Genomic DNA, 24,093 nt, shown 5'->3' with positions numbered 1-24,093 from the left:
ACTGCTAGCTAAAGGGCAGCAAGCACCTGTGGGTAGTCGTCCTATGGCGTCCAATTCGACTGCAAAGCCAAAGCTGTTATGGGTCGATCTGACCCATGATCGGTCCACCCAGGAACTCGTCTCCCTGTTCCAGGACACGTGCGACTGCACCCTGGCAAAAAACGCCATGCTGCCCAGCGCGGAACAGGTCGACATGATCTGCATCCATTTCGACCGCCCGGACACGCCGGGCCTGCGACGCCTGTTGGAGATCAAACGAACCGTTCCTGGCACGCCCATCACCATGTTCACCGTGCAGCACTCCGAAGAGCTGGCGGTGTGGGCCATGCGCTCCAGCGTCTGGGAATACATGGTGTTGCCCTTGTCCACCGCCGAGAAAAAGCGCTACCTCACGGCCGTGGTGCAACTGTGCGAGCTGCGCCGCAATGCCAATGGCCGAGCAAAGACCTCGCAGATCGACCACTCCCCGACCCTGCCGGACAGCATTCGCCTGACCTCCGGGCACCAGAAGCACCAGGCCCTCAGCCACATCATGCTGTACATCGACCAGCATTTTCGCGACAGCATCGATCAGCGCGACCTGGCCAAGCGTTGCGGCATGACGACGTTTCGTTTCAGCCGGGTGTTCAAGGAAGCCAATGGCCTCGGTTTCACCGACTACGTGCTGAACAAACGCATGAGCTTCGCCAAGGAGTTGCTCGATAACAGCCAGATGCCCATCACCAGCATCGGCTACGAGGCCGGCTTCAAGGACCCGTCCTACTTCGCTCGCGCCTTCAAGCAATACGCCAGTTGCACGCCCAGTGAATACCGTCTCGCGTACCAGATGCGCAACGCACATCCGGCACCGGAGCCACCGGATGAGGCCGCCCTGGAAGCGATTGAAAACCTGGTGCACAGCCTTGAGGGTTGAAAGGTTTTGTAGCGTTATCGCCATCTTTCTATAAGCATCCCCACCCGTGCCAGAGCTAGACCGGACGCCCATGGTCGGGGAACGACCTCGTCGATCGACTCCCCGCCGCTGCCTGACAGGCGCCCTGACTCACGGGGCGAGTTTTCTTCTCTCGATAGGAATGGACAGGACAATGCTGGTTCGGGTCTCACCGTACGCATTGATTTTCGCAATAATGTCCTCGATCTCAGCCATGGACCTGGCGTAGATGCGGATCAGATAGGAGTCATTCCCCGTGATGTGCAGGCACTCGACGACTTCGGGTATGTCGGTGAGTGTCGCTATCAATTTGGCTTTCGCCGGCTTGAGGGTGGTGATGCCGACGACAGCCGATATGCCATACCCCAGCTTGGTTGGATCTAACTGAGCGCAATAGCCCTTGATGACCCCGGAGTCTTCAAGTTTGCGCAACCTGTCATTGGTGGCAGGAATAGAAAGCCCCGCGTGCTTGGAAAGCTCTGTGATGGAAATGCGACCACAGTCCTGTACCTTACCCAGGATTTTGACGTCTATACGATCCATGTGCGTTTTCCCCGGTTAAAAGTATAAATTTTAATGAAAAGCCCGCGTTTTTCATTAAAAAAAGCATGCACCAAAATAAAGCATGGCGCTAGTCTATTTCCAGCCTGAAAAACCTGAAAAGAAACCGGGCAATCAACGGCCCTGCTCTTTAGCGTGACGCACTCATAATAAAATATTCTCTCCAGGGATGGTGTTCGCATGGAAGATGAAAAGAAAAAGTGTGAAAAAAAACCTCACCCGCTCGTCCAGCACATTGGCACGCAAGTCCTAAGTCTCCGGCATTTCAAGAAAGATCAGTTACTGATGTACCTGATGGGCGTCGGTTTCTTTTCGTTGGGTGCCAAGTGTTTCATCATCAGCCAACTGGGTACTGACCCGTTAGATGTCCTGATCATCTCGATCGATAAAATACTCATGCTGGGCATGGGCGTTTGCTCGGCTATCGTATCGCTGTTTTTCCTGACATGGTGGGTGCTCTGGAACAAAAAATACCCACCGATAAGTCCCTTCATTACAACGACGCTGACTGGGCTGCTGATTGATCTCTGGTCGTGGCTGGGGCTCGGGGAGTATTTGATCGTCAGAATGAATGAGTACGCGTTATTGGCCTCGGGGCTGATGCTGTGTGCCTATTCCTCCGCCTTGATCATCATGAGCGGTATCGGCATCAGGATCATGGACCTGGTGGTATTGACCATGGTATCCAAATGGAACTGGTCGTTCACCAAAGCCAAAATGATTATTGAAATCGGCATCTTTTCGAGCGGTTGGCTTTTAGGCGGGCCCTTCGGTATCGGCACGATTGCATTTCTGCTGGTGATCGGCCCGCTTATTCAACCGTTCATGAACATGAATGCCAAGCGCTTTGCACTTAAAAACTATGGATTGATGAGCGCTTCATCCGCTTACTAATAAATCTACAACTATGACTGCCCTGCAGGGCGGCAGGATCGTTTCGCCTCGACTTTTTAAACCGATGCTATTGATGGCAACTTCCGTGATGAGGAGTGAAAGATGGACACTACAAAAAATAAAAACTGGACCTTGGAAAGCAGCCCGGCAAAACTGGAAGAAATACTCCCCGGGGGCGCTGTGAAATGTCATCTTTCCCCGCGCAACTGTGTTATCCAGGAAGGCAAGTTAGGTTTTTGCAAAGTGCGCGGAAACCGTGGGGGCAGGCTCGTTACATTAAACTACGGTAAAGGCGTTCACAGCACCGAAGAGACAATCGAAACCGAAGCCGTTTTCCACTTTGCCCCGGGGGAGCGAATCTTGTCCCTGGGTAATATCGGCTGCATGCTCAACTGCGGTTACTGTCATAACTGGAAGACATCGCAGGCCAAGTACGTCACCGACAAGGACGTTTACTACTACACCCCCGAGCAGGTGGTGGAAACCGCACTCAAGCACGGCATACGCGTCATTTCCTGGACGTATAACGACCCCGTTGTCTGGCACGAATTCATCCTCGACACAGCGAAGCTGGCCAAGGAAGCGGGCCTGATCAACCTCTATAAATCGGCATTCTTCATCAGCGAAGAGGCCATTGATGAATTATTGCCGGTCATCGATATTTTCTCGATTTCGCTGAAATCCATCTCCCCGGAATACTACCGCAAGGTCACCACCGGCTGGGTAGAGCCCGTTCTGGCGGGCATCAAGAAAGTCTATGACGCCGGCAAATATGTCGAGGTCAGCACCTTGATGGTGACCGACATCAGCGACGACGAGGAAACGGCCAGGAAAATCAGCCAGTGGGTCCTGGATGAACTGGGCCCGAACGTACCGCTGCACTTCGTCAGGTTTCACCCCGATTACAAGATGAGCAACAGCATCCGCACGCCTGTGGACAGGCTCCTGAAGGCTCGGGACGTTGCTCGGAGCATGGGCGTTGAGCATGTCTACCTGGGTAACGTGAATGACGTCGAAGGGACCAATACCAGTTGCAACCACTGTAACGCCCTGCTCGTCACCCGTTATGGCTTGAACGCTGAAATCATCGGACTGGACAGCAAAGGATGCTGCTCTCAGTGCGGACATGATGCGCATTTCAAATTGCTGGGTGAACACCAGGCGAACGCCCCTGTCGAGTTGCGCGAGGACGCGTTGAGCGCCTACGAGAAGCGAAAGTTCGAGTGGCACGGAGACATTGTGTCGCTGCACGCCCAAGTGCTGAATACCGAAGACTTCGAACAGACCGTCTACCTGCGACGCAATTATACGGACGGGCACAACAGCGATTGGAAATCACTGACCTTGCGCCCCCATGAAAGCTATCGATTCATCGTTGCCAAGGCTCGCATCGATGAAACAGGCCCTGAGGTCTGGCTTCCCAACGGCGTGAACTCGAACCTCCATGAAGTCTTCGACAGGGCCCACTTCCCGACAGAATCGATTGAAGAGATTGGTATTTCGCAAAATGACATCACCCCGACCGTGGGTTACGAGGGTAAGCAAAACATGTATGAACAGGTCATCAAACTGGTCAGCCAAGCATGAAAGTGTCTACTGAAATACTTCATATCAAGGTGGATGACCGGGACGCCCATCCTTCGGTAACGCCTATTTATCAGTGCAGCGCTTTCAACGCTGACTCGGCCTTCTTCTATTCCAGGAAAGCCAATCCCAACGTGACGGAATTGGAACAGGTCGTCGCGTCCCTGGAGGGCAGTGAGCATGCCCTGGCCTACAGCACCGGGATGAGCGCGATCTACATGGTGCTGGAACTGTTGAAACCGGGTGCTTCGCTGGTCATCAACAAATACATCTATGGCTGCTCTTATAAATTGTTCCAGCGCTATGCGGCACGTATCGGCGCACACCTGACGATTCTGGATCTCACCACGGCAGAGGGGCTGAAGGCCTTGCCGGCCAACGTCGACATGGTCATTTTCGAAACACCGACCAATCCCTTCCTGAAAGACATTGATATCCATGCGGTCAGCAGGGCCGTCAAGCAAAACAACCCGCAGGCGCTGGTGGTCGTTGACAATACCTGGGCCACGCCGATATTTCAGAAGCCGTTGAATTTTGGCGCCGACATATCCCTGTACAGCGCCACCAAATACTTCTCTGGACACAGTGATGTCATGGGCGGCTTGGTGCTGGTCAACAATGAAACGATTTACAACCGTCTCCTTGAGGGTCGCTTTTATTCAGGCACGATACTCACCCCCAATAGCGCCTGGTTGCTGCGCAGAAGCATGCAGACGTTCAACCTGCGCATGGAAAAACACAGCCAGACGACAGCAAGCATGCTCAACTATCTGCGCGAGTTGCCTTTTATCGAGCATGTCTATTACCCACGCATCGATGGTCGGCAATTGACCGGTTATGGCGGCATTGTGTTTGTTGATATTCGGCCCGATCTGGTGCCCTTTTACAAAACGTTCACCAGCGCGCTCAAATGGTTTGGCACCGGCACCGGAATGGCTTGCGTGACCTCGATGGTCGCCCAGCCCTTCAGCGGCAGCCACGCCTCAATGACGGATCAGGAAAAAGCGGACATGGGCATCGAGAAAGGCCTGGTTCGATTGTGCTTTGGCCTGGAGGATCTTGAAGACCTCAAGGAGGACCTGCTCCAGGCATTCGAAACCATGGAAAGCAAGGTCGATCAGAAAAGCTCACTCGATCCTGCCTAGCGTGGCATCACAAGCAACGAGCCTTCAGTGGCTCGTTGCTTTTTTATGGAGAAGCGAAAAGTGTCCAGCGCATTCGAAAACACGATATTCGAAGACCCCCTCCTGAACGTCATCCACCTTCTAAACTCCATCGCCCAGGAAAATCCGGAGGCCATTTCACTGGCCTCCGGTCGACCCGATGACCAGCAGTGCGACCCGTCGCTCATCGACAGAGGCCTGGCCCAATACAAACTTCACGTTGCCGGCACTGGGCAGTCACTGGCGACGCTGCTTTGCCAATATGGAAAAACCTCGGGAATCATCAATGAAACAATCGCCACCTATTTGCAGGCGGATGAAGGGATAACAGTCTCCAACCCTGAAAGCATCGTGGTGTGCCTGGGGTTTCAGGAAGCTTGTACCTTGACGCTCCTGTCCATTTTTGAAGGCGGTGGGATTTTATTAGTGCCTGACCCGGTGTTTTCCGGGATCACGGGCATCGCAAAACTGCTGGGCATAAAAATAGTCCCCGTCCCCATGGCGGCTTTTCTCGACCCAATCGCCCTGCGCGGAATCATTGAAGCACTTGAATCCAAAGGGGAAAAAATCAAAGCACTGTATGCCGTTCCGGACTTTAGCAATCCGACCGCCGACAGCCTCTCCTATCACGCCAGGACAGCCATGCTTTCCTTGGCCAATGAAAAGAATTTTTTCGTCCTTGAAGACACGGCCTACCGTTACTTCAGATACGAAGGCGATGCCATTACGTCCATGAAGTCCATCGACAGCAGTCGAGTATTCTTGCTCGGCTCCTTTGCCAAATCGATTTTTCCGGGCTTGCGCATGGGTTATGTGGTCGCGCCGGAAGGCGCCGGTGTCATGTCATTCAGTGCCCGATTATGCAAGGCCAAAAGCCTGATCACCGTCAACACCCCTGCCCTGTGCCAAGCGGTCGTCGCCGGCTTGCTGATCGAGAACAACTACTCGCTGAAAGGGCTGAACCAACCCAGGGTGTTGTCCTATACGCAGAAAAGAGACCACATGCTTGAATGCCTCGAACGTGAATTCCCACTCAAGGTCGGCGCCCAAAGAACGGTCAGCTGGAATCATCCGACAGGCGGCTTCTTCATCAATCTGCGGCTGCCTTTCGCCTTTGGGTATTGTGAAATGCGCGAATGCGCCCAGCAGTTCAAGGTGATCGTATTCCCCACCACCTTATTTTCGCTGACGAATGAGGCGGCTAATCAGGTCAGGCTTTCATTCAGCAATGCCACCGCCCCAGACGTCACCCAAGCCATAGGCCGCTTCAGGGCGTATGTCGAGTCCAGACTGCAGTAAGACCTCTTTTATCAGGTTGCCGTAGCCAGCATGACGCCAGTGGCGACCTGGTAGGCCCCCAGAACGGTGATGGTCGCCCCCGAAAAGTAGTTGATCAGCCTTAGCTTCGACTCGGCAATCCGCGCCTTGAAAATGGAGGAGAACCCGCTCAAGCCCAGCCACCAGGCAGCCGAGCCCAGGAATATACCGGTCACCATCGGCAGCAAGGCGTGCTGGCCGCCTTGGTCGCTGGCCATGCCATCGCTCAACGCGGCAAAAATCGCGATAAACGACAAGATGGTCATGGGGTTCGACAGGGTCAGGAACAGCGTGGTCGAGTAGGCTTTGAACATGTTGGCACGCTCACCTGCCATGGCGGTCGCGCCACCCTTCGATCGTATTGTCTGATAGCCAATGTAGGCGAGGAATAGTCCACCAAAAATACACAACCAAGGTTTGAAGCTGATCAGCGTCGCAATGATGGCCGTGACCCCGAGGGCCCCGATGAATCCGTAGATCGAATCGGCAGTGGCGGCCCCCAATCCCGTTGCGAAACCGGCTCTCCAGCCCAGCATGAGGCTTCGCTGTATGCACAACAGCCCAATAGGCCCCACAGGGGCTGCGATGCACAGCCCAATGACCATCGATTTAACAAAAATCAGCATAAGTGCACCTCCAGAATGGGTACTGGAAGGTTAGGAGAAGTGCTTTTTTTTAGGAATGAACTATTAATCTTCCTGAGCGTTTTACCTTAAGTTTTGCATGAAGTAATTTCGCTTCACCTTCATTATTAAGGTAAAGCGCAGCAAGCCCCCCAAGACAACGAAAATCGTCCGTTAAAGATCTATACGCGCTGAATGACCTTTTCACGCGCATAAAAAAACGCCGCTCGTATGAGCGGCGTTTTTTTGAATTTGGAGCGGGAAACGAGACTCGAACTCGCGACCCCGACCTTGGCAAGGTCGTGCTCTACCAACTGAGCTATTCCCGCAAATGGCGTCCCCTAGGGGACTCGAACCCCTGTTACCGCCGTGAAAGGGCGGTGTCCTAGGCCACTAGACGAAGGGGACACGCTAACTGAAACACATGGTGTGTATTTCAGTGCCCAAATCCGCATCCGAAGATGTCGGCTCTGGCTTCACTCAGCACTGCCCGAAAGCAACACTGTTTAAAATTGGAGCGGGAAACGAGACTCGAACTCGCGACCCCGACCTTGGCAAGGTCGTGCTCTACCAACTGAGCTATTCCCGCATTGGCGTCCCCTAGGGGACTCGAACCCCTGTTACCGCCGTGAAAGGGCGGTGTCCTAGGCCACTAGACGAAGGGGACACACGTACAACATTCACTACTTAGAGCGTTTGGCTGAGTGCTTTACGCTGTAAGTGGCGCGCATTCTATGGATGGATTGAAGGGTCGTCAACCCCCAGATATAAATTTATTTAAATCAATGACTTCGCCCGGTTTGGGGGGCGATCCGCACATTTTGCTCGTCCGGTCTCTGACGCCTATATTCTGTCGCCCGCCGAGACGCTATAGTCGCGCCCAGCAAATGATGGCAATGTGCTCCTACCCGATCATGCGTCCTATAAACAGCACGACGCCCGTCTAATCACGTCGCTCGGGCCTATGCGCTTAAAAGCCAAGCCACTACACTCATGACATGCGTACCCTAATAAAGAGGTCTTACCGGTGACACCACTCATGATCACCCTGCTCGTCGTAGCCGGGATCGCCCTGTTGATCGCCATTGGCTACATGAACCACGTGGTGGAAAACAACAAGCTGGAAAAGGCCCGCACCAAGGTAGAACTCAACGACCGCATGCGTCGCTGTGGCGAGCTCACCGAAACCTTTCCCGGGCAGTTGATGACCCCTGCCCTGAAGTTGTTGATAACGCGCCTCGAGATGAATGTCTGCCAGCGCCTGCTGAACCTGGATAAAACCAATTCCGCGGTCAAGGCACGCCTGGATGAACTGAGCGCACTGGTTGCCCAGGGTGAATCGATCCCGGTGAGCAATCCACCGGCACCGATCCAGACCGAAGCCAAGGCCAAGGACGTTCGCTTTCTGCTCGAGGCCTTGCATGGCCAGATCACCCGCGCCGCCCAGGACGGTTTCCTGCCGCCCAACGAAGCCAAGCGCTGGATCCGTGAAGTGCGGCACATCCTGGTGCTGCTGCACATCGAGTTCTTCAACAACCTCGGCCAGCAGGCTTTGCAGCAAGAACAACCCGGGCAGGCTCGCCTGGCCTTCGAGCGCGGCGTGCAGTACCTGCGCAAGCAACAGGAACCACAGGTCTACGCCGAACAACTGGCCTACCTGGAGAAACTCCTGGCCCGCGCCAATGCCCAGGTCCTGGCCAGCACCCAGCCGGTCGAGGGCGAGGTCAACCAGTTGACCGAAGGCTTGAAGGACGACGAAATAAACGACGAGTGGAAGAAGAAGAAGGTCTACGACTGATAAGGCTCCACCCTGTGCGGGTGGAGTTTCTGTGGCGAGGGAACTTGCTCCCGCTGGAGTGCACAGCGCTCCCGCGAATCCTGGGTCTGCTTCGCAGCCCAGCGGGAGCAAGCTCCCTCGCCACGGGGCTGTAAGCTATGCCCGTACACCGCCAGGCAGGCAAAACTGTTGGCATGTTGGATCCGCTATCGCGGACTCACAACTTGAAATGCCCCACCATCCCTTTCAACTCAACCCCCAACTGCGCCAGCTCGATGCTGGAAGCGGCATTGCCGCGCATCGCCAGGGACGATTGATCAGCGCTGGCGCGAATGCTGGTGACACTGCGGTTGATCTCTTCGGCCACCGAGCTCTGCTGCTCGGCTGCCGCGGCGATCTGTTGGTTCATCTGCTGGATCAACGATACCGCCGCCGCAATACTGCCCAACGCGCTCTCGGTCTGCAGTGCGTCGCTGACCGCCATCTTCACCAACTCGCCACTGCTCTGGATCTGCTGCACGGAAGCCTGGGCCGCTGAACGCAAGGCGCTCACCAGTCGCTCGATTTCCTCGGTGGACTGTTGCGTGCGCCTGGCCAGGGCCCGCACCTCATCGGCCACGACCGCAAAGCCCCTGCCCTGCTCCCCGGCACGGGCCGCCTCGATAGCGGCATTGAGGGCCAACAGGTTGGTTTGCTCGGCCACGCTCTTGATCACACTCAGCACCGTGCCGATGTTCTGGATCTCGGCGCTGAGACTTTCGATGCTGGAACTGGCCGACGTGGCCGAATCGGCCAGTTGTTCGATGCGCACCATGCTCTGGCGCACCACCTGCTGACCGCTTTCGACCTTGTCGTCGGCAGTCTGGGCCGCTTGTGCCGCTTCTTCGGCATTGCGCGCCACATCGTGCACGGTGGCCGTCATCTGGTTCATGGCCGTGGCGACCTGCTCGGTTTCCTCTTTCTGACTACTGACTTCCAGGTTGGTCTGCTCGGTCACAGCCGACAGCGACTGCGCCGAATTGGCCAACTGCTCGATCCCGGCCTGCAAGCCGCTGACGATACTGCTCAGCCCTGCGCCCATCTGTTGCATCGCCTGCATCAACTGGCCAATCTCGTCCCGACGCGTCACTTCCACCGTGGCGCTCAAGTCACCCGCCGCGATCCGCTGGGCAACGCGAATGACACTGCGCAGCGGCGTCACGATCAGCCGGGTGATGACCCACGCCGCGATCAACCCCACCAGCAACGCCAAGGCCGACGAACCAATGATCAGCAGCGAATTCTTCTTCAGTTCGGTCTGCATGGCCTGGTCTTCGGCACTGAAGGCCTGGTCGACCCGCGCCACCACTTGATCGGCACGCTCGTGCAGTTGCTGGTAGACGACTTTTTCCTTCGCCAACAGGCCGGTGTACTCGGCCAATTGCTCGTTGAACCCGACGATGTGCCCGGCCACTTCATTAAGCACGGTCTGGTACCCCGGGTCCTTGACCGTGGTCTTGAGCGCTTCGGCCTGTTTCATGGCCTGCTCGGCCTGTTCGATGCTGCCTTCTCCGGCGCCCTCGACGTTGCCTTTGCGGCTCTGGTCCAAACGGACCCGCGCTTCGTTCATGGCCTGCAACATCAACCGCGACACTTCGCTGATCTGGTTGGCCTGCTCGATGAATTCGGCCCCTTCCTTGCCTTCGGAGTCTTTCAACGTATAGGTACCGTCATCCGCCAGCCCGGCCTGCAACACATCGAGGTTGTTGGCCACGCTGGACACCGACCAACTGGCCATTTCCAGCGCCAGGTCCTTGCTCTGGCTCAGCCCGACGAACTCGTCGAATGCCTTGCGATAGGCCCCCAGCGCCTGCTCGACGTCGTTCATCACCGGCACGTTGGCAGGCGACTGCGCCTTGAGCTCGTTCGCCAGGGCCAGCAGCCCGTCGACACCCTGGCGCAGGGCATCGGCCGTCTTGGGGTCGGAACGCGAGGCGTATTCCTGTTCCAGCAGCCGGACCTTGAGCAACCCGCTGTTGAGGGACGACATCTGCTTCAGGCCATCGAAGCGATAGCTGATGGTCTGCAGGGACCAGACGCCGATGGCCGCGACCACAGCGGTCAACAGCAGCACCAGGACAAATCCGATACCCAGTTTTTTTGCCATACCCAGGTTGGCAAAACGTCCTTGCACGGCCGAAATCATTGCGCTCAGTCCTCTGCCAGTGTGTGTTGATTGCAGATTCGCAACGAGACGCCCTGCAACACAAGATGCTGGCGTCGGAATAATGGCAAAAAGCTACAGCCGCGTCGTTTTCAGGACACTTGAGGTCGATCCAGAGCCGCGGCCCGAAAAAACCCCAGCGCCCGGGGATCACGGGCATAGGCCACGTTGATCCGTAGCCAGTCGCTGTCGGTGCCCGAAGGGCTGAAGGCCGTGGGTGAGGACAACAACACGCCGAACCGCTTGGCCAGACGCTGTAATCCAGCGTAGTCACTGATGGGCGGTCTTGCCCAAATGAAAAGCCCGCCGGCCGGTTTGCCAAAGACCTCCCAGTCGGCATCCTCCAATACCTGCAGCAGCGCCGCCGTATCGACGCCCAAACGCTGGCGCTGGCGCTGGACCAGTTTGCGATAGGCCCCATTGGCCAGGAGGTTGGCAAGCACCGACTCACAGAACCGCGACCCACCCATGCTGGTGATGCCCTTGACCTCGCTCAGCCGCGCGATAATGGACGGCCCGGCCACCACGAAACCAACGCGCAACGAACTGCTCAGGGTCTTCGAGAAACTGCCCACGTAGACCACGTCGGCATCCAGCGCTGCCAACCGGGTTCGCGCCGAGTTCTGGAAGTCGCCATAAGCATCGTCTTCGATCACCAGCACGGCGTGTTGCTTCGTCAGTTGCAACAACCGTTGGGCCACGGCCGGTGCCAGGTTGCTGCCGGTCGGGTTGTGACAGGCACTGTTGACGAACAGCGCACTGGGCCGGTGTGTCGCCAACAAGTCTTGCAACACGTCGACGTCCGGGCCGCGTGGGGTCCTGGGCAGTTCGATCATGTCGATCTTGTGCAACCTGAGCAGGTCGAACAGGCTTGAATAGCCGGGGCTCTCCACCACCACGCAAGCGCCTGGCTGCAACAGGGTCCGCACGATCAGGTCCAGCCCATGGGTCGCCCCGGTGGTGGTCAGGATCAGGTCTTTATCGGCCTCGATATTGAATTGCTTCAGGCGCCTGGACAACTGCTCACGCAGGGCGGGCAACCCCAGCGACGTGCTGTAGTTGAACAACCCCGCCATGTCGGTGCGGGTGACCTCCCGGATCGCATAACCCAGGTCATCGCTTTCACGCCAGCTCTCGGGTAACCCGCCACACCCCAGCTTCAACGCCCAGGGCGGCGAATCAACGCCCTCGGCGGGCATATCCTGCCGCCGCTCCGGGTCGATGCCCGCCTGCCCGGATGTGGGGGCTGGCGCGACAAAAAAGCTGGAGCCATGCCGGGACGCCAGCAGGCCTTGGGCAACCAGGCGTTCACATGCTTCATTGACGCTGGATTGGCTGAGCAGGTTCTGCCGCGCCAGTTGGCGCACGGACGGCAGGCGCGTCCCCGGTTGAACCGCATCCTGTCGGATCCAGCCGGTCAGCGCGTCGACGATTTGCTGCACGACAGGCACCAAGGCCTGCCGGTCGATTCTCAACTCCATGAGTAACCAAGCTCCTAAGCGTTTGTTTTATTTCCGGAAACAGTTAAGCACAGGGCACTCCCGAACGATGTACGACAACGTCGCCAAAACCGCCGATTCTCACCCTTTGAAACACATTGATAGGCCGCTCCGAGGATTTTTCGCCGCCCAAAGAAAAAGCCCGCAACCAGTGCGGGCTTTGTCCTACAAGCTCAGGGAAACGTCCTCAGAACGCCGTGACGCCGCCGTCCACCGCCAGGGAATGGCCGGTGGTGAACGCCGCGCCATCGCTGCACAAATAGAGCACGGCGCTAGCGATTTCCTCGACCTTGCCGATACGCCCCACCGGGTGCATGGCATTGGCGAACTCGCCTTTTTTCGGGTCCGCCTCATAGGCACGACGGAACATGTCGGTGTCGATCACCGCCGGACAGACCGCATTCACGCGGATCTTCTTCTTGGCGTATTCGATGGCGGCCGATTTGGTCAGGCCGATCACGGCGTGCTTGGAAGCGGCATAGATGCTCATCTTCGGCGCAGCGCCCAGGCCGGCCACCGAGGCCGTGTTGACGATGGCACCGCCGCCCTGGGCCAGCAGCAAGGGCAGCTGGTACTTCATGCACAACCAGACGCCCTTCACATTGACCCCCATGATCGCGTCGAACTCGTCGAGGGTACCGTCGGCCAACTTGCCCTTCTCGATCTCGATCCCGGCGTTGTTGAAGGCGTAGTCAAGGCGCCCATAGGCCTTGATCACCTCGTCCATCAGGTGCTGCACATCGCTTTCCAGCGTCACGTTGCAGCGCACGAACAGCGCTTCGCCGCCCGCATCGCGAATCGACTGCACCGTACGCTCGCCGCCCGCCACGTCCAGGTCGGCCACGACCACTTTCAGGCCCTCTGCCGCGAACGCCTGGGCCGTGGCACGGCCAATGCCTGCGGCGCCGCCGGTTACCACGGCGACCAGTCCGGAAAACGTCATGCTCATTGTCTGTTCCTCGAAGAATGCGGGGTCGCCCCAGTGTAGCCACAGCCTGGCGTGGCACGGCAGCACTATCCAGATGCCGGTTGGACGTTCATGGGCGCCAGTGATAACGGCGCTGGAGGCACTATCACTGGGTTGGATCGAAGTGCATTCGCTGAGGCGGCGAACCTTGCGGCAACCGCCTCGAAGGTCTATCAACAAGTCTTCATTCATCTTGAGTGCCAACCATGACTGCCCAGACCAATCGCCAGTTCCTGCTCGCCAAACGCCCGGTAGGCGCCGCGACCCGCGAAACGTTCACCTATCAGCAAGTACCGGTGGGCGAGCCGGCAGATGGCCAGATCCTGGTGAAGAACGAATACCTGTCCCTGGACCCGGCCATGCGCGGCTGGATGAACGAGGGCAAGTCCTACATCCCACCGGTGGGCATCGGTGAAGTGATGCGGGCGCTGGGTGTCGGCCAAGTGATTGCCTCGAACAACCCGGGGTTCGCGGTCGGGGACTACGTCAACGGTGCCCTGGGTGTGCAGGATTATTTCCTCGGCGAGCCAAGGGGTTTCTACAAAGTCGATCCGAAACTGGCACCGCTGCCACGTTACTTGTCCGCCCTGGGCATGACCGGCATGACCGCTTATTTCGCCCTGTTGGACGTCGGCGCACCCAAGGCCGGCGAGACCGTGGTGCTGTCGGGCGCCGCCGGTGCGGTGGGGAGCATCGCCGGGCAGATTGCCAAGATCAAAGGCTGTCGTGTGGTGGGCATCGCTGGCGGTGCCGACAAATGCAAATTCCTGGTCGATGAATTGGGCTTCGACGGCGCCATCGACTACAAGAACGAAGACGTCCACGCCGGCCTCAAGCGCGAATGCCCCAAAGGCGTGGATGTGTATTTCGACAACGTCGGGGGCGACATCCTGGATGCCGTGCTCAGCCGCCTGAACCTCAAGGCCCGCGTGGTGATTTGCGGTGCCATTAGCCAGTACAACAACAAGGAAGCGGTGAAGGGCCCCGCCAACTACCTGTCACTGCTGGTCAACCGGGCCCGCATGGAGGGTTTCGTGGTGATGGACTATGCCGCGCAGTTCGCTGCCGCCGGGCAGGAAATGGCCGGCTGGATGGCCAAGGGGCAGCTCAAGAGCAAGGAAGACATTGTGGAAGGGCTGGAGACCTTCCCCGAGACGCTGACCAAATTGTTCAGCGGGGAGAACTTCGGGAAACTCGTACTCAAGGTCTGACACAAAACAACTGTGGGAGCGGGCTTGCTCGCGATGAGGCCCTGTCAGTCAACATTGCTATTGACTGACATACCGCTATCGCGAGCAAGCTCGCTCCCACAAGGGCCCTTCAGGGTTGGATCAGGCCAGTTCGGCCACGACCGCCGCCAGTGCCTGGGCCGGATCGGCGGCCTGGCTGATCGGGCGACCGATCACCAGGTAGTCGGAACCGGCGTCCAGCGCCTGACGCGGGGTCAGGATGCGACGCTGGTCGTCCTGGGCGCTGCCCGCCGGACGAATCCCCGGGGTCACCAGTTGCAACGACGGGTGGGCCGCTTTCAGGGCGCCAGCTTCCAGGGCCGAACAGACCAGACCGTCCAGGCCGGCCTTCTGCGCCAGCGCCGCCAACCGCAGCACCTGCTCCTGAGGCTCGATGTCCAGGCCGATCCCGGCCAGGTCCTCGCGCTCCATGCTGGTCAGCACGGTCACGCCGATCAGCAACGGTTTCGGGCCGCTGCGCTGATCCAGCACTTCACGGCAGGCCGCCATCATGCGCAGGCCACCGGAGCAATGCACGTTGACCATCCATACGCCCATCTCCGCAGCCGCCTTGACCGCCATGGCGGTGGTGTTGGGAATGTCGTGGAACTTCAGGTCCAGGAACACTTCGAAACCCTTGTCACGCAGGGTCCCGACAATTTCCGAAGCGCAACTGGTGAACAGTTCCTTGCCGACTTTGACCCGGCAAAGCGTGGGGTCCAACTGGTCGGCCAGCTTCAGGGCGGCGTCACGGGTGGGGAAATCCAGGGCGACGATAATGGGCGTCTGGCAGGCGGACATGAGCGGGCTCTCAGGCAAGTCGAAATCGGCGCGCATTGTAGCGGAACGAGCGCCCGTGCGGGACCCGATGATCGGTAAATCTCATCGCCCCCCCCAGCAGCATGGACAATAGCGGCCTTTGTGTCGAAGCCGATACACTCATGACATGCGTACAACACGTCGACACGCTACCGTCCGCCGCCGCAACCCGCTCTTTCAGCGCTTCACGCCTTGCGGCACGACGCCTATGCTGAAGCCTCTACCTCGCCGCCTTCTTTTGCGGTTGGCAGCCTACCTGGCAGATGATGCATCCATGCAGAACACCCCTGTTGCAAATTCTGACGATCCAAAAGTGTGCGACGACAAGCGCTGGAGTACCCGCGCGCTGATCGTCGACGACGACGTGCCGATCCGCGAGCTGCTGATCGATTACCTGGCCCGTTTCAGCATACGGGCCAGCGGCGTCACCGATGGCGCGGCCATGCGCCAGGCGATGCAGGCCGAGCACTTCGACGTGGTCGTGCTCGACCTGATGCTGCCGGGTGAAGACGGTTTGCAGTTGTGTCGCTGGTTGCGCGCCGAATCGGACATTCCGATCCTGATGCTCACCGCCCGCTGCGAGCCCACCGACCGCATCATCGGCCTGGAACTGGGCGCCGATGACTACATGGCCAAGCCGTTCGAACCCAGGGAACTGGTGGCGCGTATCCAGACAATCCTGCGCCGGGTACGTGACGACCGTACCGAGCAGCGGGCCAATATCCGTTTTGACAACTGGCGGCTCAACAGCGTGCTGCGCCAACTGATCTCGGTCGACGGGCTGGTGGTGCCACTGTCCAATGCCGAGTTTCGCCTGTTGTGGGTCTTCATCGAACGACCGCGCCGGGTGCTCAGCCGCGAACAACTGCTGGACGCGGCTCGCGGCCGCTCCATCGAAGCGTTCGACCGCAGCATCGACTTGCTGGTATCGCGCCTGCGCCAGAAGCTGGGCGACGATCCCAAGGCCCCCCAACTGATCAAGACCGTACGCGGTGAGGGCTACTTGTTCGACGCCCGGGACATCGGTTGATGCGACTGCGCCTGGACTCTCTGTTTGGCCGCCTGTTTGGCGTGCTGCTACTGGCGATTGTCCTGGCGCATCTCTTGGCCTTTGCCTGGTTTTTCCATTACGACCAGCCGCCCCCCGGGCCACCGCCAGGAATGAGCCAACAAGGCGAAGGGCCCCAGCGCTTCGGCCCGCCCCCCAACCGCCGTCCGCGTCCCTGGTTCGGCGGCCCGGTGGTGCCACTGACCTTTCAATTCGTGTTCCTGATCATCGCGGCCTGGTACGGCGCCAAGCTCCTGACCCGACCGATCCAACGCCTGAGCGATGCCGCCGAGCGCCTGAGCGAAAACCTCGACAGCCCGCCGCTGGATGAAAACGGCCCCCGTGAGGCACGGCAGGCAGCCCATACGTTCAACCTGATGCAGCAACGGATCCGCGAGCAGGTGCAGCAGCGTTCGCGCATGCTCGGCGCGGTGTCCCATGATCTGCGCACGCCGCTCTCGCGGCTCAAGCTGCGCCTGGAACAGATCGATGACATCAAGCTGCAAGGCCAGATGCGCCAGGACCTGGACGACATGATCGACATGCTCGATGCCACCCTGACGTACTTGCACGAACAACGCACCAGCGAAGCGCTGCAATGGATGGACGTGCAGGCCCTGGTGGAATCATTGAGCGAAAACGCCCAGGACCAGGGCGCCGATGTGCAGGTCAGCGGCGCCTGCGCCCCACTGCAGGTGCAACCCATGGCACTGCGCTCGAGCCTCAACAACCTCATCGACAACGCCCTGCGCTACGCCGGCCACGCCTTGATTGCCCTGCAAGACCAGCAACACCAGGTATTGATCCGGGTCATCGACCACGGCCCGGGGATTGCGGCGGACAAACGCGAAGCGGTGTTCGAGCCCTTTTTCCGCCTGGAAGGCTCGCGCAATCGCAACTCTGGCGGTGTCGGCCTGGGCATGACCATCGCCCGGGAAGCCACCGAACGCCTGGGCGGGCAGTTGAGCCTGGAAGAAACGCCGGGGGGTGGGTTGACGGCGGTGATCAGCCTGCCTCGCACCTGAATCCCACCGATGTCCCCCTGTGGGAGCGGGCTTGCTCGCGAATGCGGTGGTTCAGTCGATACAAGCTTGGATGACATACCGCATTCGCGAGCAAGCCCGCTCCCACACTCGACACTGCGCCGGGACTGAGTTTGTACACCCGTCGGTACAAACTCCACACACCCACGACAACTGCCCCGCCGAGGCTGCATAAGCCGGTGCACCCACCGGCTATTCCAGCCCAAGGAGAGCGCCCATGATCGGTAGCGTCAGCAGTTACTCGACCTATACCAGCACCAGCAGTACCGCAACCAGCAGTGCCCGCAGCCAGCAGTTTCAAAAGGAACTGCTCAGCAAGCTCGACAGTGACGGCGACGGCTCGGTCAATCAGGAAGAGTTGAGCAGCGCCCTGTCGCAAAAAAGCGACGACGGCATCCTGGTCAGCCTGAGCGACAATTTTGGCGACCTGGACAGTGATGGCAGCGGTGACCTGAGCAGCGAGGAAATGGCCGCGATGGCGCCGCCACCTCCACCGCCACGGGACCAGGCGCCGAATACCGAACTGGCCGACGCGCTGCTCAGCGCCCTGGACGCCGACGGTGATGGCGTGGTCAGCAGCGACGAGTTGAGCAGCGGCCTGGCCAGCGCCGGCAGCAGTGCCGACAGCCAGCAAGTGTTCTCGGCCCTGGACAAGAACGAGGACGGCACCGTCAGCCTTGATGAACTGGCCGCCAGCCTCGCGCCACCGCCTCCCCCACCGCAACAGGCGTCCAGTGACGAACTGTTCAGCCAGCTCGACACCGATGGTGACGCCACTGTCACCGCCAGCGAACTGAGCAGCGCCTTGCAGGCCAGCAACGGTACGTCCACGAGCACCGACACCAGCGCGATGCTGATGGAAGCCCTCGACAGCGACAGCAGCGGCGGGGTCGACAGCGACGAGTTCAACGACGCCTTGCAGGCCGGCCGCCGTAGCGACAGCACCAGCGGGCAGGCCAATGGCAGCGAAGCGTTGAACAGAATGATCGCCAACCTCAGCCGGCAATACTCGCTGGATAACGTCGCGACGGTGGGGAAACACCTGAACGTGGCGACCTGATTCACCGGTAAGCCTGGATTGAAACTCACTCGTGGCGAGGGGATTTATCCCCTCGCCACGGCAATCCCCCCCCGCCACAGGTGCTTGGTATTCAAGCTATCGCGCCTGGCTCTTGCTCCAGTCCGTCAACAGGCTGTACGCCACCGCCAACAGGGTCGGGCCGATGAACAGGCCGATGAAACCGAAGGCGATCAACCCACCAAACACCCCCAGCAACACGATGACCAGGGGCAGGTTTCCGCCACGGCTGATCAGGTAGGGTTTGAGCACGTTGTCCACGCCACTGATGATGAATGTGCCCCAGATGCCGAGGAACACCGCCATCCCGTATTCACCCTTCCACACCAGCCATGCCGTGGCCGGGATCCAGACCAGAGGCGGTCCCATGGGAATCAGGCTCAGCAGGAACGTGACGATCCCCAGTACCAGCGCCCCCGGCACCCCGGCGATCAGGAAGCCGATCAGCGCCAGCACGGCCTGGGCCGCCGCGGTGCCGATCACGCCGTTGACCACCCGCTGCACTGTACCGGCCACCAGTTCGATGTAGTAACCGGCACGGTCGCCGATCAGACGTTCCAGCAAGCCATGGACGAACGCCGCCAGGCGCGGGCCGTCGCGATAGAAAAAGAACACGAACACAATACTCAGGGTCAGTTCGAGTATGCCGCCGCCAATCTGCGCACTGCGCGCCAACAGCCAGTTGCCGACCTGCCCCAGGTACGGCTTGATGGACACCATCATGGCCGCACCCTGCTGATCGATGCTGTTCCAGATGCCCACCAGCCGACCGCCCACCAAGGGGATAGCGGCAAGCCATTCTGGGGCTTCGGGCAAGCCATCGACTTGGACGTCCCTGATGAACGCGGTGGCATCGCGCACATGGTCGGCCAGGTTGAAACCCAACCACACCAGTGGCACCGCCACCAACAGCATCCAGCCCACCGTCAGTAATGCCGCCGCCAGGGATTCGCGACCATTGACCCAGCGGGTCAGCAGGCGCATCAACGGCCAGCTGGCGAACGCCAGCACCGCGCCCCAGAACAGCGCCGACCAGAACGGCGCCATGACCCAGAGGCTTGCGCCGAACAACACCAGGAGCAGGATCTGCACCAACAGCCGATCGTTATTGAGCATGTAGGGTCTCGAAAAAATGAACAGGACCGGGGCACGGGTGCGAAACCACTGCCCCGAGACAGCTTAGCGCAGCAACTCCAGGTGCAATCCCGCTGCTTCGCCGCTGGCGGCCTCCATGCGCGCCGCCCGGACGCCCTGGCCCGCCAGCGCCTCAAGCCAGTCCTCGGCCCGGGGCCCGGCGATACTGACCCGCAGGCCGGTGTCCAGGTTCAGCGCCCGGGACAACAGCCGCAACCAGGTGTCGTCCGGCTCACCGGCAAGCCGCGGCAAGTCCAGGACCCCGGTGTCCTTGAGCTGGCGCAACAGGGTGGCCGATGTCGGCAGCAAGTCCCCCAACACAGCACTCGCCTCGAACTGCTCGACATGCAGGTAGGCCTTGCGATTGCCGCGGGTGATGGCATACAGCGCAATCAGCGTGTTGTCCGCGGGCGGCGCCAGGCGCAGCAACAGGAAGGCCTGGCCGTTGTCGGCGCCATAGAGCTTGGCGTTGCCGAAGACGTCGTTGGCCCACAGGCTGCTTTCGCCGCAATCGCGGGCCTGGCACCAGAACAACAGCTCGGCGCCCTGTTTCTGCAACGCTTCGCGCGCCGCGGTAAAGGCCTGGGTCGCGGAATGTTCCGGCGGCAGCTCATAGGTGACCGACGTGACATTCCCACGGGCATCGACTTGGCCGTCAAAGCGCAACTGGCCGCTGATCTTGCGGATCGAGCCCATGGGGTAGACACGTTCCAGGTCGCTGGTTTGCCGATAATCGACGATCTGTGCATCGGGCATGCGTGGCACGCGATCCAGGTCGCGACTGCCCGGCACATCGACGGCGAACGACGCTGGGCTGAAGCAGGCCAGCACCAGCAGGACGAGTAAGTGAACGGATAATTTCATCGGATCGGCTTGGCCTGGGACGCTTGGACGCGACGGGCGTCGCCGATGCACCGCGAGGCTGGCAAACAGAGGTCTGTCATGGTTGTCTCCCTTTCAACCCGCTCAGCCTCGACAGTTGCCCGGCGCAAGTCAAGGAACAGTGAAGAACCGATTGAAACAGTCTGCTACAAGCCCGGCACCGACCTCATCGTTAAGGTGCAGATGATGGCCGCCAGGCAACTGCTCATGACTGAAGGGTAGACGCTCCAGCAGCTCCGGGTGCTGGGCCAGCATGCCATCGGCCGCCACCACCAGATGCGCCGGACAAGCGACCCGCGCAACGAACGCCATGGCCTGCTCCTCGGTCAGGCGCAGGGGCGATGGCAGGGTCAGGCGGTTGTCGGTGCGCCAGGTGTAGCCCCCGGGCACCGGCATCAGGCCGCGCTGGGCCAACAACTCGGCGGCCTCGCGGCTGACCGCTACCAGCCCCTTCATACGCGCTTCGATGGCCCGGTCGAGGGTTTTGTAGACCGGCTTGCGTTTTTGCTGCAAATCCAACTGGGCTTGCAGGGCCATGCCCATGCGTTCGGCCGCGTTATCGCCTTTGGCTGTAGGAGGAATCACCCCGTCGATCAACCCCAGGTGCGTCACCCGTTCCGGCAGGGAACCGGCCAGCACCAGCGAGACAATGGCGCCCATGGAATGCCCCAGCAGGGCGAAGCGCTTCAAGCCCAGTTGTTCGGCCACTTGCAACACATCATGGACGTAGTCCCACAAGGCATAGCTGGCGCCCGGCGGTCGATGCCCGGAATGACCGTGACCGGCCATGTCCAGGGCGATCACCCGCAGCCCCGCGAGCCTGGGCGCCAGGCGGGCGAAGCTGTTGGCGTTGTCCAGCCAACCGTGCAGGGCAATCACCGGCACCCCGTCTTCCGGGCCGAACAAGTGAGCCGCCAGCTCGATGTGAGGCAGGCTCAGGCGGACCTCCTCGACCACGCTCATGCGCTGCGCCCTTCCCACCGCTGGAACAGGTTCTTGAGCAGGTTGGCCGTGTCTTGTGGGCGTTCGAGGGGAAACATATGGCCGCCGGGCATGCTCAGGGATTCGCCATGGAGCATACGCCCCACCGAACGGGTGTGATGCCGCATCACCACGCGACTCTGCCGGCCGCGCACCACCGCCAGCGGCACCTTGAGCTTACGGGGCCGTCCTGGGCTGGTGTGCGGCACGCCGCGGTAGATACTGATCTCCGTGGCCGGGTCGAAGCGCAGGCGCAACCGGTCGCCGACTTGTTGCAGGCCGTGTTGCAGGTAGGCGTCGAAGCAATCCGGGTCAAAGCCGCGGAACAGTGTCTTGCCGGCAAAATACTGCCGGGCGGATTCCAGGTCAGCGAACTCCTCACGCCGCCCCAGCGTCCGGCCCGCCGGGGTCAGGCGATCGATGAACCCCAGGCGCTTGGCGGCCAGGATCACCCACTGGTCGGTACGGGTCAGCACCGGCGAATCGAGCATGACCACGCCGCGATACAACTGCGGGCAGCGCAACGCCGCGTGCAGGTGCAGCACGCCACCCAGGGAGTGGCCAACGCCCCACACCGGCGCCGGTTGCTGCTCCAGGTGATGGATCAATTCGTCCACCAGGTTGTGCCAGTTATCGTCCACCGGAAAACGCGGGTCATGGCCGTGCAGTTCCAGATGCGCGACCTGGTACTGCGGCGCCAATGCGGCGAACAGCTTGCCGTAAGTGGCCGAGGGAAAACCATTGGCGTGGGCGAAAAAAATCTGTTGCGACATGACAGCCGATCCATTGGGGGAACTGCGGCAGATTGTCCGCAGAACCCGACGGCGCGGCAATGACCGTAACTGACAGGAATGATGACAGTCGGGCTTGGGCTATGGGGGTTATGGAACTGTAAATACTGCCCGATGTGGCGAGGGAGTTATGTGGGAGCAAGGCTTGCCCGCGACGCAGGCGACTCGTTTTTTGAAAGACCGCATCGCCGCCATCGCGGGCAAGCCTTGCTCCCACAGAGGATCCCCTAACCACAGGATTGCATCCAGCTAGAGCGTCAACGCGCCGGCGGCTGCTCACCCAACGGCACCACCGCCATGGTCAGGCGCGACACGCAGTTGACCTTGCCCTCGTCATTGACCAGGCGGATGTCCCAGACCTGGGTCGTGCGCCCCAGGTGGACCACCCGGGCCGTGGCCGTCACCCGCCCACTGCGCACGCCGCGCAGGTGGTTGGCGTTGATCTCCAGGCCCACGCAATAGAATTTGCTGGCGTCCACACAGAGATAGGCGGCCATGGAGCCGACCGTTTCGGCCAGCACCACCGAAGCACCGCCATGCAGCAGGCCGAACGGCTGATGGGTGCGCTGATCGACCACCATGCTGGCAGTCAGGGATTCGTCGTCGAAGGACTCGAACCGAATGTCCAGCACTTCGCTGATGGTGTTTTTACCGGCGGCGTTCAGTTTCTCGATGTCGGGGGTGGTGCGCCACAGACTCATCGTTGCCCTTCCTGTGTGATTGTTGTCTTGCCCAGTCCTGCAACCGCTCTATTCAGGGGTGCCTGATGCCCTTGAGCACCATCGCCCCGGCCAGCGGCAGATCGCCTTCCAGCTCGGCCAGGCCAGCGGTTTGCACTTGCTCGGGTTGTTGCAGATGGCCGTTCTGCAGTAAGCCCAGCAGGCTGCCCACCAATGGGTTATGGCTGACCAGCAGCACATCGTCCTGGTCCTCCAGATGCCTTAGCACCTCCGTCGGGCGGGTCTCCGGCGTGAGCCAATCGACGGTGATCAGTTCGGGGGCGAACCCCAGTGCTTCGCGCACCAGTTGCGCGGTCTGTTGGGCACGCACATAAGGGCTGGCGTAGATGGCCCGCAACGGCTCGCCCATCAACCGGCCGGCGCTGAGCAACACCTCCTCGCGGCCGTGCACCGTCAAGACCCGTTCCGGATCGGGACGGACACCATGGGGCTCTGCCTCACCGTGACGCAATACCCACAGTTTCATAGCTTCGGCTCCTCGTCCCGGACGGGATGCGGTGCCGGTGCCACGGCGTGTGGCGCTTCGCCTTCCGGCGTACGGGGCGCTGGCCAGTCGGCGAACGGCCAAGGCTTCTGATCGCTGTGGAAGGTGCCGAAGCGGCCGATCTGCGCCAGGAACTGGCTCAGGCTGTCGCCGAAATTCATCAGGCTGGCGCTGGGCGCGCCGTAGATCAGCCGGTAAATCAATTGCACCAACACCACGGCGCCGAGGATGAATTGCGCCACCTGCCAGACCAGCAGATAGACCACCATCCACAGCACACGCAGCAGGATGGATTCGTATTGGGGTTGCCCTTGCGGATCGTTCATGGCTCGCTCCTGCTTGCGG

At 60.0% G+C, this 24,093-nt stretch carries 23 protein-coding genes, 4 tRNA genes and 1 pseudogene; 10 read left to right on the top strand and 18 right to left on the bottom strand.

Annotated features, from left to right (window positions below; genetic code table 11):
- The first annotated feature begins 43 nt into the window (after positions 1 to 43).
- Entirely contained in the window at positions 44 to 913 is an 870-nt protein-coding gene (locus tag IB266_RS14965) for a DNA-binding response regulator (protein ID WP_192261641.1), read from the top strand.
- A gap of 129 nt (positions 914 to 1,042) precedes the next feature.
- Here the strand turns inward: IB266_RS14965 and IB266_RS14960 are convergent, their stop codons facing one another.
- On the bottom strand, positions 1,043 to 1,474 hold the full coding sequence (locus IB266_RS14960; protein ID WP_060741195.1) for an Lrp/AsnC family transcriptional regulator: 432 nt from the start codon (positions 1,472 to 1,474) through the stop codon (positions 1,043 to 1,045).
- A gap of 198 nt (positions 1,475 to 1,672) precedes the next feature.
- On the opposite strand from IB266_RS14960, the gene IB266_RS14955 reads away from it, so the two are divergent.
- The 4 genes from IB266_RS14955 to IB266_RS14940 all read left to right on the top strand — a co-directional run bounded on the left by IB266_RS14955 (position 1,673) and on the right by IB266_RS14940 (position 6,432).
- Positions 1,673 to 2,386, top strand: coding sequence for a YczE/YyaS/YitT family protein (locus tag IB266_RS14955; RefSeq protein ID WP_060741194.1), 714 nt, complete (start codon positions 1,673 to 1,675; stop codon positions 2,384 to 2,386).
- 102 nt (positions 2,387 to 2,488) lie between these two features.
- Positions 2,489 to 3,973: an AmmeMemoRadiSam system radical SAM enzyme gene (amrS, locus tag IB266_RS14950; RefSeq protein ID WP_092168422.1), complete on the top strand. Its 1,485-nt coding sequence runs from the start codon at positions 2,489 to 2,491 to the stop codon at positions 3,971 to 3,973.
- Positions 3,970 to 5,115, top strand: coding sequence for a trans-sulfuration enzyme family protein (locus IB266_RS14945; protein WP_192261640.1), 1,146 nt, complete (start codon positions 3,970 to 3,972; stop codon positions 5,113 to 5,115). The genes amrS and IB266_RS14945 overlap by 4 nt, the downstream gene beginning before the upstream one ends.
- A gap of 60 nt (positions 5,116 to 5,175) precedes the next feature.
- Entirely contained in the window at positions 5,176 to 6,432 is a 1,257-nt protein-coding gene (locus tag IB266_RS14940) for a PLP-dependent aminotransferase family protein (protein ID WP_192261639.1), read from the top strand.
- An 11-nt stretch (positions 6,433 to 6,443) separates the two neighbouring features.
- Here the strand turns inward: IB266_RS14940 and IB266_RS14935 are convergent, their stop codons facing one another.
- The 5 genes from IB266_RS14935 to IB266_RS14915 all read right to left on the bottom strand — a co-directional run bounded on the left by IB266_RS14935 (position 6,444) and on the right by IB266_RS14915 (position 7,740).
- A complete protein-coding gene (locus IB266_RS14935) occupies positions 6,444 to 7,076 on the bottom strand; it encodes a LysE family translocator (protein ID WP_192261638.1) in 633 nt (210 codons plus the stop codon).
- Positions 7,077 to 7,326: 250 nt separating this feature from the next.
- Positions 7,327 to 7,402 (bottom strand) — tRNA-Gly (locus tag IB266_RS14930).
- 3 nt (positions 7,403 to 7,405) lie between these two features.
- Positions 7,406 to 7,481: transfer RNA gene (locus tag IB266_RS14925), tRNA-Glu, on the bottom strand.
- A gap of 105 nt (positions 7,482 to 7,586) precedes the next feature.
- A tRNA-Gly gene (locus IB266_RS14920) sits at positions 7,587 to 7,662 on the bottom strand.
- Positions 7,663 to 7,664: 2 nt separating this feature from the next.
- A tRNA-Glu gene (locus IB266_RS14915) sits at positions 7,665 to 7,740 on the bottom strand.
- 372 nt (positions 7,741 to 8,112) lie between these two features.
- On the opposite strand from IB266_RS14915, the gene IB266_RS14910 reads away from it, so the two are divergent.
- Positions 8,113 to 8,871: a hypothetical protein gene (locus IB266_RS14910; RefSeq protein WP_192261637.1), complete on the top strand. Its 759-nt coding sequence runs from the start codon at positions 8,113 to 8,115 to the stop codon at positions 8,869 to 8,871.
- Positions 8,872 to 9,067: 196 nt separating this feature from the next.
- Here IB266_RS14910 and IB266_RS31185 read toward each other — a convergent pair whose 3' ends face one another.
- From IB266_RS31185 to IB266_RS14895, 4 genes and pseudogenes are all read right to left on the bottom strand, one after another.
- Entirely contained in the window at positions 9,068 to 9,772 is a 705-nt protein-coding gene (locus IB266_RS31185; RefSeq protein ID WP_371914243.1) for a methyl-accepting chemotaxis protein, read from the bottom strand.
- Positions 9,773 to 9,976: 204 nt separating this feature from the next.
- Positions 9,977 to 10,153, bottom strand: a pseudogene (locus IB266_RS31180) (HAMP domain-containing protein); the annotation flags it as partial.
- A 992-nt stretch (positions 10,154 to 11,145) separates the two neighbouring features.
- Positions 11,146 to 12,534 (bottom strand): PLP-dependent aminotransferase family protein, encoded by a 1,389-nt coding sequence (locus IB266_RS14900; protein WP_192261635.1) that lies wholly within the window; start codon positions 12,532 to 12,534, stop codon positions 11,146 to 11,148.
- Between the two features lie 205 nt (positions 12,535 to 12,739).
- A complete protein-coding gene (locus IB266_RS14895) occupies positions 12,740 to 13,501 on the bottom strand; it encodes an SDR family oxidoreductase (RefSeq protein ID WP_192261634.1) in 762 nt (253 codons plus the stop codon).
- A gap of 224 nt (positions 13,502 to 13,725) precedes the next feature.
- Between IB266_RS14895 and IB266_RS14890 the strand changes: the two genes are divergently transcribed.
- Positions 13,726 to 14,730, top strand: coding sequence for an NADP-dependent oxidoreductase (locus tag IB266_RS14890; RefSeq protein ID WP_192261633.1), 1,005 nt, complete (start codon positions 13,726 to 13,728; stop codon positions 14,728 to 14,730).
- A 120-nt stretch (positions 14,731 to 14,850) separates the two neighbouring features.
- Here IB266_RS14890 and pyrF read toward each other — a convergent pair whose 3' ends face one another.
- Complete coding sequence (gene pyrF / locus IB266_RS14885; RefSeq protein WP_060741184.1) at positions 14,851 to 15,549, bottom strand: orotidine-5'-phosphate decarboxylase; 699 nt, start codon at positions 15,547 to 15,549, stop codon at positions 14,851 to 14,853.
- A gap of 292 nt (positions 15,550 to 15,841) precedes the next feature.
- Here pyrF and IB266_RS14880 point away from each other — a divergent pair, with 292 nt between their 5' ends.
- The 3 genes from IB266_RS14880 (at position 15,842) to xopAW (ending at position 18,718) form a co-directional block, all read left to right on the top strand.
- Positions 15,842 to 16,597 carry a response regulator gene (locus IB266_RS14880; RefSeq protein WP_192261632.1) on the top strand — a complete coding sequence of 252 codons (756 nt, stop codon included), beginning with the start codon at positions 15,842 to 15,844 and terminating at the stop codon, positions 16,595 to 16,597.
- Positions 16,597 to 17,640, top strand: coding sequence for a sensor histidine kinase (locus tag IB266_RS14875; RefSeq protein WP_192261631.1), 1,044 nt, complete (start codon positions 16,597 to 16,599; stop codon positions 17,638 to 17,640). The genes IB266_RS14880 and IB266_RS14875 overlap by 1 nt, the downstream gene beginning before the upstream one ends.
- 235 nt (positions 17,641 to 17,875) lie before the next feature.
- On the top strand, positions 17,876 to 18,718 hold the full coding sequence (gene xopAW, locus IB266_RS14870) for a XopAW family type III secretion system calcium-binding effector (RefSeq protein ID WP_192261630.1): 843 nt from the start codon (positions 17,876 to 17,878) through the stop codon (positions 18,716 to 18,718).
- 96 nt (positions 18,719 to 18,814) lie between these two features.
- On the opposite strand, the gene IB266_RS14865 is transcribed toward xopAW, so the two are convergent.
- From IB266_RS14865 to IB266_RS14835, 7 genes are all read right to left on the bottom strand, one after another.
- A complete protein-coding gene (locus IB266_RS14865; RefSeq protein WP_192261629.1) occupies positions 18,815 to 19,852 on the bottom strand; it encodes an AI-2E family transporter in 1,038 nt (345 codons plus the stop codon).
- A gap of 63 nt (positions 19,853 to 19,915) precedes the next feature.
- Positions 19,916 to 20,734: a DUF4892 domain-containing protein gene (locus tag IB266_RS14860; protein WP_192261628.1), complete on the bottom strand. Its 819-nt coding sequence runs from the start codon at positions 20,732 to 20,734 to the stop codon at positions 19,916 to 19,918.
- Positions 20,735 to 20,863: 129 nt separating this feature from the next.
- On the bottom strand, positions 20,864 to 21,715 hold the full coding sequence (locus tag IB266_RS14855) for an alpha/beta hydrolase (protein ID WP_192261627.1): 852 nt from the start codon (positions 21,713 to 21,715) through the stop codon (positions 20,864 to 20,866).
- Positions 21,712 to 22,506: an alpha/beta fold hydrolase gene (locus IB266_RS14850; RefSeq protein ID WP_013694026.1), complete on the bottom strand. Its 795-nt coding sequence runs from the start codon at positions 22,504 to 22,506 to the stop codon at positions 21,712 to 21,714. The genes IB266_RS14855 and IB266_RS14850 overlap by 4 nt, the downstream gene beginning before the upstream one ends.
- Positions 22,507 to 22,781: 275 nt before the next feature.
- Positions 22,782 to 23,225: a hotdog fold thioesterase gene (locus IB266_RS14845; protein ID WP_060741177.1), complete on the bottom strand. Its 444-nt coding sequence runs from the start codon at positions 23,223 to 23,225 to the stop codon at positions 22,782 to 22,784.
- A gap of 52 nt (positions 23,226 to 23,277) precedes the next feature.
- On the bottom strand, positions 23,278 to 23,730 hold the full coding sequence (sixA, locus tag IB266_RS14840) for a phosphohistidine phosphatase SixA (protein WP_192261626.1): 453 nt from the start codon (positions 23,728 to 23,730) through the stop codon (positions 23,278 to 23,280).
- Complete coding sequence (locus tag IB266_RS14835) at positions 23,727 to 24,074, bottom strand: DUF4389 domain-containing protein (RefSeq protein WP_060741175.1); 348 nt, start codon at positions 24,072 to 24,074, stop codon at positions 23,727 to 23,729. Before IB266_RS14835 ends, sixA begins: the two co-directional genes overlap by 4 nt.
- Positions 24,075 to 24,093 lie beyond the last annotated feature (19 nt).

Origin of the sequence: Pseudomonas sp. Pdm06, from assembly GCF_014851795.1 — a bacterium.
GTDB classification, from domain to species: Bacteria; Pseudomonadota; Gammaproteobacteria; order Pseudomonadales; family Pseudomonadaceae; genus Aquipseudomonas; species Aquipseudomonas fluorescens_AA.
This window is presented reverse-complemented; position numbering and strand designations above follow the sequence as displayed.